The sequence below is a fragment of the uncultured Methanobrevibacter sp. genome, assembly GCF_900314615.1.
GTDB lineage: Archaea > Methanobacteriota > Methanobacteria > Methanobacteriales > Methanobacteriaceae > Methanocatella.
The window spans coordinates 1-10,919 of sequence record NZ_OMWA01000039.1; the positions used below are offsets into that span (position 1 = coordinate 1).

Below are 10,919 nucleotides of genomic sequence, written 5' to 3' on the forward strand. Positions count from 1 at the left end.
CCATTCTCTTACACCACGACCCAATCCGTGATTTATTTCGCCACAGACATTGCATTTTTTGCTGGAAGCAAACCATCTATCGATTTGTACAAATTCACGCCCGTACCAGTGTGCTTTGTATCGTATCATTTCAATGAGTTTTCCCCAACCAATTTCATGAATACTCCTGCTTAAAGTACGTGCACGCATCATTCCACGAATGTTTAATGTTTCCATTGCTATGAATTGGCAGTGTTTTACAATATTATAGGATATTTTATGGTAGTAATCGTTGACTACATTGTTTTTCTTGTTTGTCCATCGTTGGAGTTTTTTTAGTGTTTTTTTCCAGTTGGATCCTCCTTCTTTTTGACGTGAAAGTTTTTGTTGGTAGTATTGTATTCTACCGTTTATTCTTTTTAAATCAGGTTTGTGTATGACTTTTCCGTTGGAAAATGTAATGAAGTCTGTTAATCCTAAATCAATGCCTACATATAACGCAGGTCCGTTAAATTCTTCTCTTGGATGTATTTTTTCCAGTTCGTAGACTATGCAAACGAACCATTTGCCATTTTCTTTTAAGATTGTTGTTTCTTTGATTTTACCATCAATATCTCTTTTATACCTTACATCAATATATCCTAATTTGTTTAAGCGTAATCTGTTACCTTCCCATCTTATAGAACCTTTAACTCCATTTTTAGTAGAGTATTCGTTGTTTCTAAGTGTGATGGATCGTACAGGATTGTTTTTAAGTGATTTGAACTTAGGACGTCCAGTCCTACCACCGTAGTGTCCTTCATATGCTTTTATTAAGCGGTCTGTAGATGCTTGAATACAGGTGGAATCAGCTTTTTTCAAGAAAGGTTTACGTTTTCTTAGATTTTTTACGATTTTTTGTGTGTAATTGCGGTTGACTTTAATGTTATTACCTATATTAAATTCTAGATTTTTTACGATTTTTTGTGTGTAATTGCGGTTGACTTTAATGTTGTTACCTATATTAAATTCTCGTACTAGGTTTTCACGGTAAATACTGTATTCCAATGTTTTGTTGAATACATAACCTGCGGCACGTAAATTGAAATTTAATTCCCCTTCTAAATCCTCATCAGGGATAAATTCAATCTTATCAGTTAAAATAAAAACCTCATCAACCATGAAAAACAAACTCCACCATATTTTTTCAATCATGAAAAAAAACTTTTTTTTCATATAACCATAAATTATACCATTAACAATATAAAGAGATAATCCAAGAGAGCATTTGAAAAGTAATACCCTGTTATTACAAAAAAAATTCAACTCCTACACCTTAAAAGTGCAATTCATCTCCAGCTTAAAGAAGCCAGAGAATTCTTGCACAACAATGTTAAAATGTAAAAACAGTAAAATTTATCATTCTTATTGATTTGTCCTTTAAAAAGGGATTTACATAAAAAGAATTAACAACAAGTAGAAAAATTATGTACATTTTCAATTATTTCCTGTTTTTTCATGTTAAATTAAATTAACATTTAAATAATACTAAAATTATAATTAGATATGGTGATAATTTGTTAGAACAATTTGTACCGTTTATCGGATTAATTATTTTTGGAAACATTGAAAACCTTATTCTAGCATCTCAGGGTGTTGTTGCAGGTGTAAATCCTAGGATTTTAGGATTATTAAGTATAATTGTAGTATTAATATGGATATTTATTGGATTTGTGGCTACAGAAGCAGCAATGCAATATTCAAACTACATCACATTTTTAGGTGGTCTTGCAATTGTAATATTAGGTTTCCAGTCAATTCACGGCGCAGTCAGAAATCTTAGAAAAACCAAAAGAGGTGAATAATAATGGTTAATTTAAAAGATTATGCTCCATTTACAGGTTTGCTTATTTTTGGAAACATAGAAAACTTAATTTTAGCATCACAGGGTGCTGCTGCACACGTTAATCCATTTATTTTAGCAGGATTAAGTGTATTTGCAGTAGTCATATGGCTTCTGATTGGAACATACGGAACCAAAATTGCTATCAAATACGCAGATTACATTGAAATTTTCGGCGGAGTAGTCATTATACTTTTAGGTTTCGAATCAATGATGGAAGCAACAGGAATAGCATTATTCCCTTAAATTCCTAATTTTTTTATCTTAAACGTGAATAATCTCACGTTTTCTAATTTTTTAATTAAAACTAATTTTTATAAATAACCGACAGCCATATTTTAATCGAGGAATACTTATGGTCAATGCAGAATGGCAAAAAGATAGAATCGTATTTACCCCAACCAACCTTTATATGGAATATATCCTTTTAAGCTACAATAATTACCTGAAAAACAAGCTTGAAGACATTGAAATTACCTACGGTGAGCTGACATATATCTACAACATCAAATTCTTCCCGTCAATTTCACAAAGAGAACTGGCGGAAATTCTTTACGTATCCGAAGCAAATGTTGCAAAGATGGTTAAAAAACTGGTCAAAAAAGGAATTGTCGAAAAGAGAAAGGATGAAAGCAACAAAAGCAGAAATGTTTTAAGATTAACCGATAAAGGAGAAGAACTCTTTGTTAAAATTAACGTTATTACCTGCGGTTGGGAAAGAGAAATTACCAAAAATTTATCCAATGATGAATTTTTCAACTTTAAAGAGCAGTTATACAATATGATTAAAGAATCAACAGAACTGAAATGAGGTAACCTTTATATAGTACTTCAATTAAAATAGATAAACAAGTCTTAACCAAGTTAAGTCTTTTATAAATTAACGAGGTAATAACTATGTCAATCTATGATTTTGAAGTAAAAGACGGTGACGGAAACATGGTTCCCCTAAGCCAATTCAAAGACAAAGTACTACTGATTGTTAACTCTGCAACAAAATGTGGATTTACACCACAATACACAGAATTAAATGAAATGTATGCAGAATTCAATGAAAAAGGTTTTGAAATTTTAGATTTCCCATGCAACCAGTTCGGAAATCAAGCTCCAGGAACTACAGAAGAAATTGCAGAAGTATGCCGCAACAAATGGTTAGTACCTTACCAGATTTTTGACAAAATTGATGTCAACGGCGAAAATGCAGATCCCCTATTCGAATACTTAAAAAACGAACAGCCATTTACTGACATTACAGGCAAAGGAGCAACAAAACTAAAACTTGTTTTAAAAGCAAAAGACAGACACTACAAAGACAACAATGACATCAAATGGAACTTCACCAAATTTTTAGTTGACCGTGAAGGAAATGTCGTTAGAAGATTCGAACCGACAGAAGACCTGGGAGATGTCAAAAAAGCAATTGCGGATTTAATTTAAATATTAAATCCCTTAATTTTTTTAATGATAATTACCAAATCATTATTAGAGGTAATTAAAATGGACAAATACGACATTATCATTATTGGAGCAGGTCCAGGAGGCCTTACCGCTGCAATCTATGCCGGCCGTCAGGGAACAAAAAATCTTATGATAGACCGAGATCTTGCAGGAGGAATCGGCCGTGAAGTACCTGAAATGGAAAACTATCCCGGCTTTGACAGTATTTCCGGTTTGGAACTTATTGAAAAAATGAAAGAGCAGGCCATTAAAAACACAGAACTTCACGAAATGGAAGAAGTGGAAGAAATTATTCAAAATGACGGAGAATATCGCTTTACAGTCAAAACAAGCAAAGGAGAATATCAATCCAAAACAGTCATTTTAGCAACCGGAAGCTCACATAGACACTTGGATGCAAAAGGCGAAGAGGAATTCAAAGGAAAAGGCGTAAGCTACTGCGCAACATGTGACGGATTTTTCTTTGCAGGAAGAGACATTATAATGGTGGGCGGAGGAAACAGCGCACTTCAGGAAGCACTATACCTGAAAAACTTAGGCGCAAACGTTACTTTAATCCACAGAAGAGATGAATTCAGAGCCCAGAAACACCTGCAGAACATGATAAAAGAAGCAGGCATCAAGACTATCCTCAATGCAACTGTTAAAGAAATCAAAGGAGAAATGCTGGTTGAATCAGTTATTTTAAAAGACACAAAAACAGGTGAGCTGACAGAATATCCGACAAATGGAGTGTTCATCAGCGTAGGATACATTCCGCATACCGAACTTGCAGCCCAGTTAGGTGTTGATTTGGATGAATCCGGACATATCATCACAGATAAAGAACAGAAAACCAATGTTGACTATGTATATGCAATAGGTGATGTTTGTGTCGGATTAAAACAGTGGGTTGTTGCATGCGGAGAAGGAGCAGTTGCTGCAACTTCAGCATTTCATGATTTAAAAGAAAATAATCAATAACGTTCTTTTAGGAACATGTAAATGAAAAATGCTATAACAAGTACAACAATTACAGGCAGTAGCCACATGAATATTTTAAACAGCACAACCGCCACAAATATAGCAATAATAATATAAATCAAATCTTGTAATTCCATGTAATTCAGTTATATTAAATATCATATATAAACTTTAAGTGAATTGCAAAAACTTTTTCTTATTTTTAGACAAACATATAATAATTATAACTGCCAAAAATAATATCATTATATTTTCATGGAGTATAAAATGACAATTATAGTGATTAATAACAAAGGCCAATACAACCATAGAATTCAAAGAAGTTTACAGTATCTGAATATTCCATCCAAACTGGTTTCAAACACAACTTCCATTGAAGAGATTGAAGCTGAAAATCCAATAGGATTGATTTTAGGTGGAGGGCCTTCACTTGAAGGAGCTGGAAACAGCGAAGAGATCATAAAACACTTTGACATTCCGATTCTTGGAATCTGTCTTGGACATCAGTTAATCGCAAAAGCTTATGGAGGAGAAGTTTCAACTTCCGAAACTGAAAGTTATGCTCAAGTGAAAATAAATATTGATAATGATAAAAACTTATTTGAAGGTTTAGCACCGCAAATGGATGTCTGGTCATCACACAAAGATGAAGTTAAAAGCATCCCTGAAGATTTTGAAATCCTGGCCAGTTCCACATTATGTGATGTTGAATCCTTTAAACATAAAGACAAGGATGTATATGGAATCCAGTTCCACCCCGAAGTACATCACACTCCAAAAGGAGAAATAATTTTTAAAAACTTTTATAAAATCTGTCAAAAATAAGGTGTAATAATGATTGACAATGCTGAAGATTTAGCTAAAAAAGCTCAGGACAATAAAGCTGGTTTAAAAAGACAATTTGTTAACATCCCAATCGGTGATGAAGAATATGGATTTAGAATTTCAGGAATTGGAGCTAAATCCGTAAAACTCGAAAAATTTGTCAAATATGACGACATTATGGAAGCTGTTGAATCCGGTAACGATTTTGGTCTTGAAGCTATGATCAAACAGATTATTGAAGATTACGAAGAAGAAGATGAAGAGGAATAAAATGTTAAGTCCTAAAGAATTTATTGACGACGCTGTAAAAAAAATTAAAGACCAGATTGGTGATGAAAAAGCTATTATCGCATTATCCGGTGGAGTAGACAGTTCCGTGTGTTCCGTTCTTGTACAACAGGCTATAGGCGACAATTTAACTGCAATATTTGTAGACCACGGTCTTTTAAGAGAAGGAGAAGTTGAACAGGTAACCAATACCTTTAAAGACAGATTAAACTTTAAATTTGTTGATGCTTCAGATGAATTTATGGATGCTCTTGCAGGCTATGACGACCCTGAAGATAAAAGAAAAATTATCGGAAAAGTTTTCATTGACGTATTTGAAAGAGAAGCTATAAAATCCGGCGCTAAATATTTAGTTCAGGGAACTATTGCACCGGACTGGATTGAAACTGAAGGTGAAATCAAATCCCACCATAACCTGGCTCTTCCAAGCGGAATGGAACTTGAATTATGTGAACCAATCCGTGACTTATACAAAGATGAAGTCAGAGAAATCGGTGATGAATTAGGATTGCCTGCTACAACAGTTTACAGACAGCCTTTCCCAGGACCAGGACTTGGAGTACGTGTTGTCGGCGCACTGACAAGAGAAAATGTTGAAATCTGCAGAAAAGCAAATCACATTGTCCGTGAAGAAATTGAAGCTGCAGGTATTGACAAAGACGTATGGCAATACTTTGCTGTTTTAACAGACACTAAAGTAACCGGTGTTAAAGGAGACCAGAGAGACTTCGGATATCTTGTAGTGGTCAGAGTTGTAAACTCAATTGACGCTATGACCGCATCAGTTGCTGAACTTCCATGGGAAGTTGTCAGAACCATTTCACAAAGAATCACTTCCGAAATTTCAGAAGTTACTCACGTTGCACTATCCGTTAGTGACAAACCACCTGCAACCATCGAATTCTGTTAAAAAAATACTTTTATAGTATTTTTTATTTTTACTTTTTTTAAAACCATGAAAACCACTAAAAATGCATATTTAGCCAAATTAACAGAACAAATCCAAATGAAATCTGTTAATGTAGGAAAAAATCTTGAAGGAACTACCCCTCCCTCAGTATTTATCGGCAGATGGTCCTATCCTAAAGTCTATGCCGGACCTATGATGAGTTCACAGATGGGAGACACATACATCATGGACTCCCCTGAATCATGGATCGGTGAGAATAAAACTCAGGATGAAATCATCAACTACCGTATGAATCTTGTCAGAGGAAAACAGCTGATAAAGATTGATGATTTGGAAAATCCGTTTGTTGAAAAACTCCAGGACATTTCCCTTGCATCAAAATCTATTGACAGTGAGGCCACATTCGGTAAAAAACCGACAGGATCAATGCTTTCAGAAGACAGCATGCCTCACGGGCCAAGCGCAGTAATTGAAACATTTGACATTGACGCTGTAAGATGGGACAGGCAGCTTGAAAAAACATTTTATGATACTGATTTAAAAGCCACAGAGGCAGTTGTCAATCTTCACAATAAAGACGTTCCGTTTTCTGCAATGCAGAAGGCATTTTCAGTTGGAGCAATAGGTACAAAAAATAAAAGAAAGCTTGTTCCAACAAGATGGTCCATAACAGCATGTGATTCAACACTTGCAGACGAATTTTTAAAGGAAGTAAGGAAATTTGAAAGACTGGATACCTACAGAGTATTTGAATTTGGAGCCCTTAACAATTATTACATAATAATACTGACACCTACCGAATGGCAGTATGAGTGGTATGAGGCATTTATCAAATTAATGAAAAATGAAGAACTGATATTTTCAGATTATGAAACAAACGGCGGCAAAAAAGAATATTCCATCGTGGGAGGATGCTATTACACTGCAAAAATGGCAGTTCTTGACTACCTTCTTAAAATTAAAAAACAGTCAGGACTGATAATTTTAAGAGAAGCCTATGACGGATATGTGCCATTGGGCGTGTTCAATGTAAGGGAAAACATTAAAGAGGCTATGCTTAGACCATATCTTGAGTTTGAAACCCTGGAAGACTGCCTGAAATATTCCGGAACAAAATTAAGAATTCCTATCAATAGATATGTCAAACAGGGAACACTGCTTAACGAAATGCTTCACACAAAACAGACCACACTGGATATGTACTTTAAAAGAGGATAATATGTTTAAATTTAAAACCCCATCTCAAAAAACATTAAAAACAATGTCTGAAGTTGCAGGCGGAAACCTCGAAAATGATTTCGAAGCCGAAGCAGCTGAAAAAATTAAAGACCTTACCGGCCACGACCATGCAAAAATTACATCAAGCGGGAACAACAGTATTTTTATTGCACTGTCTGCAGTTGAAGGAGACGTAATTGTACCCGACCAGGGAGGATGGCACGGATTTAAGCAGATTGCAAAATTTTTAAAAAAAGACATAGTTACCTTAAAAACTGACATGGGACTTATCAATCCTGATTATTTGGATGAAATTGAATTTAAAGAAAATTCCGCTTTAATATACACAAGTTTTGCAGGATACTGTGCCGAGCAGGATACAAAAGGCATTTCAAAATACTGCAAAAGCAACAACATCACTACAATTGAAGATGCTTCAGCCGGAATCGGTGATAAAAAACACAACTTAGGTAACGGAAATTATTCAGACATTATAATTGCATCTACAGGATCACCAAAAATAATCAATGTTGGAAGCGGAGGTTTTATAACCTCAAACAATAAGGAAAGTTTTGACAATACCAAGCTTCCTCAAAAATTAAGCAAAACATCACAAATTGTATGCAGTGGTATATGTTGCGAACTTGAAAACGTTGATGAAAAACTTGAAGTTACATTAAATGCAACCAAGCATCTAAAAAACAATATAGACAACACATTACATGCAAATAAAAGAGGCATCAATGTAATTATTCCACATAGTAATGCGAAAGAGATAAGTTGGAATTTGAAAAAGGCACTGCCGATAAACAAAAGCGGATTTATCACAACATGTCCAAATTACAACAGAGTAAAACAGAAAGCCATTGCTGTTGAAATAAAAAATCTGGCATATGAATGCCTTGAAAAGGAATATTTGGATAAAATTATTGAAGAAATTAATAATCAACTGTAAGTTTAGTGATTCTATCGATTAATATATTTTCTACTGACATATTTTCCAGTTCCGCATCACTGATTTTATATATTTCCTTTAACATGCCATCATCAGCTGCTAAAACATCATCATCACGAACAAACAAATCAGACAGCTCTTTAGAATAATCTTTTGAATTGACGAGTACTGCGCAGAGATTCATGTTTCCTTCTTTAAGGCCTAAAGTTTTAAATGCCTTGGAAATCTGGCGCTGAGCGGAACATCTTAGAACAATTTCAACACTGATATCCTTTGCAAGATTTTCATCACGTTCAAATGCAAGAAATGCCTGGTTGACTCCGTGGATTATATGATTTTTAGAAGCAACCGCATCTGCATTAAGAAGCTGAATAATTTCGCCATCTTCTTTAATCGCATCTATCTGAGAGAGAGTATCCCCTACAGAATCAATATTTGCCTTAAAACCTAAAATTTGTATATTATCCATATGCATGTAACCACTAATCCCTAAGTAATCTGTTTACTCCAGCAATATATGCTTTAACACTGGCGTTGATAATATCAGCCTCGGTACCACGTGCAGAAACAACCTTGTCCTCTTTTTGAAGTTTGATAATTACATCAATAAATGCATCAGTACCGCCGGTGATAGCATCTACGTGATATTCAATTAATTCTATATCCCTGAACATGTCCAGTGATTTGATTGCATTGATTGCTGCATCTACAGGACCTAAACCTACACCTGCATTCAATATTTCTTCACCGTCAATGGATATTTTAACTGAAGCAGTTGGCATTACCTTATTTCCTGAAACAATAGTAATTTCATCAAGTTTGATTCTATCTTCATGATTTATCTCTAAAACATTATCTGCAATTACCTGCAAATCAACATCAGTAACAGTTTTACCCTTATCGGCCAGGTCCTTAATATCATCACAAATCTGTTTAAGCTGATCATCATTAACGTCAAGGCCTATTTCTTTCAATCTTGAATTTAAGCCATGAGTTCCCATATGTTTTCCAATGACAAACTTACGAGTCCTTCCAACCAGTTCAGGAGTCATCGGTTCATATGTGGCGGAATTTTTGATAATTCCATCGGAATGAATTCCGGATTCATGAGCAAAAGCATTTTCCCCGACAATTGCCTTGTTAGGCTGAATATAAACACCAGTCAATCTGGCAACTAATTTGGAAATATCATAAATCTGATTTATTTTAATGTCTGTTGTGAAATCTGAAAAAAGTCTGTCGATACTTACAATACATTCTTCAAAAGAAGTGTTACCTGCTCTTTCACCAATACCATTTATAGTTGTGTGAATTTCAGATGCACCACCCTTAACTGCGGATAATGTATTTGCAACAGCAAGACCAAAATCATTATGGCAATGACATGAAACAGGTACCTGAATATCATTTAATCTGGAAAATAATTCAAAAGAGGAATCAGGTGTCAGAATACCTACAGTATCACATACACATATTCTGTCGGCACCATGATCTATTGCACTCAGATAAACTTTCTTTAGAAAATCAACATCACTTCTGGATGCATCTTCCGCTGACAGTTCTACTGTTAAACCATGATCCTTGCAATATTCAACAGCATTGTTGGATAATTCTAAAAGTTCATCTTTAGATATTTTTAATTTATCAGAAATATGCAGATCTGAGGTTGGAACAACAAGATTTACTGCATCAACATTGCAGTCGAGACAATAATCAATATCAATATTGAGAGGTCTTGAAAAACTTAAAATTTCAGCATTAAACCCCTGATTAGAAATCTCTTTAATAGAGTCACGTTCGCCCTGAGAAGTAATTGCAGAACCTGCTTCAATATAGTTAACTCCAATCTCATCAAGCTTAGTGGCAATTCTAAATTTTTCTTTGGAAGTTAAAGAAACACCTGGAGTCTGCTCTCCATCACGCAATGTTGTATCTAATATTTTTATATTCAAAAAAATCACCTAAAAATTTGCAATAAGGGTATTAAGCAAAATAAGATATTTAATAAAATAGTTGAAAAAAAGTAATTAATTATTGTAATAGAAAGCTTGCAGCGAAATGAAATTCCCATAGAAAACCATAGTACACAAACAAAACACAAAAGGACTTCACTACTGGGATCGAAACGAGACCAGGTATAAATCTGTACAATTTCACCCGAACTGTTAACACCTAACCAAATCATTATTAGACTATATATCACTTGAACTAAGATCAATATTAGTCTACTAACAATTAAAATAATGCAAGCGAACAATTGGAAGCAGCGGACTCAACAACTCGGAAAAAAACCTCGAAGCTTACATCCCTACCCCATCAAACAAGTCTTCTACTCGCGTCCTAAGCAATCTATTTTCAGGGGATACCTCAGGCTTAGATGCTTTCAGCCTTTATCACCTAGCGCGTAGCTGCCCGGCAATGCCTTATCAGACAACCGGTCG

General features: G+C 34.7%; 14 protein-coding genes and 1 rRNA gene. 10 read left to right on the top strand and 5 right to left on the bottom strand.

Features of this window, described 5'->3' with window-relative positions; genetic code table 11:
* On the bottom strand, positions 1 to 1,140 hold a 1,140-nt coding region (locus tag QZN33_RS11180; protein ID WP_296792595.1), incomplete at its 3' end, for a transposase.
* A gap of 395 nt (positions 1,141 to 1,535) precedes the next feature.
* Between QZN33_RS11180 and QZN33_RS11185 the strand changes: the two genes are divergently transcribed.
* The 5 genes from QZN33_RS11185 to trxB all read left to right on the top strand — a co-directional run bounded on the left by QZN33_RS11185 (position 1,536) and on the right by trxB (position 4,282).
* Complete coding sequence (locus QZN33_RS11185; protein ID WP_296792598.1) at positions 1,536 to 1,823, top strand: hypothetical protein; 288 nt, start codon at positions 1,536 to 1,538, stop codon at positions 1,821 to 1,823.
* 2 nt (positions 1,824 to 1,825) lie between these two features.
* The gene (locus tag QZN33_RS11190) at positions 1,826 to 2,107 is read left to right on the top strand and encodes a hypothetical protein (protein WP_296792601.1); all 282 of its coding nucleotides are present in this window, start codon (positions 1,826 to 1,828) and stop codon (positions 2,105 to 2,107) included.
* Between the two features lie 109 nt (positions 2,108 to 2,216).
* Positions 2,217 to 2,672, top strand: a complete 456-nt coding sequence (locus QZN33_RS11195; RefSeq protein WP_296792604.1) for a MarR family winged helix-turn-helix transcriptional regulator — start codon at positions 2,217 to 2,219, stop codon at positions 2,670 to 2,672.
* An 86-nt stretch (positions 2,673 to 2,758) separates the two neighbouring features.
* On the top strand, positions 2,759 to 3,298 hold the full coding sequence (locus tag QZN33_RS11200; protein WP_296792606.1) for a glutathione peroxidase: 540 nt from the start codon (positions 2,759 to 2,761) through the stop codon (positions 3,296 to 3,298).
* 24 nt (positions 3,299 to 3,322) lie between these two features.
* Positions 3,323 to 4,282, top strand: a complete 960-nt coding sequence (gene trxB, locus QZN33_RS11205; protein ID WP_296792609.1) for a thioredoxin-disulfide reductase — start codon at positions 3,323 to 3,325, stop codon at positions 4,280 to 4,282.
* Here trxB and QZN33_RS11210 read toward each other — a convergent pair.
* Positions 4,276 to 4,419, bottom strand: a complete 144-nt coding sequence (locus QZN33_RS11210; protein ID WP_296792612.1) for a hypothetical protein — start codon at positions 4,417 to 4,419, stop codon at positions 4,276 to 4,278. The two genes, trxB and QZN33_RS11210, sit on opposite strands and share 7 nt — an antisense overlap.
* A 130-nt stretch (positions 4,420 to 4,549) precedes the next feature.
* Here QZN33_RS11210 and QZN33_RS11215 point away from each other — a divergent pair, with 130 nt between their 5' ends.
* Genes QZN33_RS11215 through QZN33_RS11235 form a run of 5 tightly spaced genes read left to right on the top strand, consistent with a single transcriptional unit; the run spans position 4,550 to position 8,478 of the window.
* A complete protein-coding gene (locus QZN33_RS11215) occupies positions 4,550 to 5,107 on the top strand; it encodes a GMP synthase subunit A (protein ID WP_296792615.1) in 558 nt (185 codons plus the stop codon).
* A gap of 9 nt (positions 5,108 to 5,116) precedes the next feature.
* Entirely contained in the window at positions 5,117 to 5,377 is a 261-nt protein-coding gene (locus QZN33_RS11220; RefSeq protein WP_296792616.1) for a hypothetical protein, read from the top strand.
* Between the two features lies 1 nt (position 5,378).
* Positions 5,379 to 6,305 carry a glutamine-hydrolyzing GMP synthase gene (gene guaA, locus QZN33_RS11225; protein WP_296792625.1) on the top strand — a complete coding sequence of 309 codons (927 nt, stop codon included), beginning with the start codon at positions 5,379 to 5,381 and terminating at the stop codon, positions 6,303 to 6,305.
* A 45-nt stretch (positions 6,306 to 6,350) separates the two neighbouring features.
* The gene (locus QZN33_RS11230) at positions 6,351 to 7,523 is read left to right on the top strand and encodes a hypothetical protein (RefSeq protein WP_296792628.1); all 1,173 of its coding nucleotides are present in this window, start codon (positions 6,351 to 6,353) and stop codon (positions 7,521 to 7,523) included.
* A 1-nt stretch (position 7,524) separates the two neighbouring features.
* The gene (locus QZN33_RS11235; RefSeq protein WP_296792631.1) at positions 7,525 to 8,478 is read left to right on the top strand and encodes a DegT/DnrJ/EryC1/StrS family aminotransferase; all 954 of its coding nucleotides are present in this window, start codon (positions 7,525 to 7,527) and stop codon (positions 8,476 to 8,478) included.
* On the opposite strand, the gene cgi121 is transcribed toward QZN33_RS11235, so the two are convergent.
* The 3 genes from cgi121 to QZN33_RS11250 all read right to left on the bottom strand — a co-directional run.
* On the bottom strand, positions 8,462 to 8,953 hold the full coding sequence (gene cgi121 / locus QZN33_RS11240; RefSeq protein WP_296792633.1) for a KEOPS complex subunit Cgi121: 492 nt from the start codon (positions 8,951 to 8,953) through the stop codon (positions 8,462 to 8,464). The two genes, QZN33_RS11235 and cgi121, sit on opposite strands and share 17 nt — an antisense overlap.
* 7 nt (positions 8,954 to 8,960) lie before the next feature.
* A complete protein-coding gene (locus QZN33_RS11245) occupies positions 8,961 to 10,430 on the bottom strand; it encodes a (R)-citramalate synthase (protein WP_296792635.1) in 1,470 nt (489 codons plus the stop codon).
* 285 nt (positions 10,431 to 10,715) lie between these two features.
* Positions 10,716 to 10,919 (bottom strand): 23S ribosomal RNA (locus tag QZN33_RS11250); the annotation flags it as partial.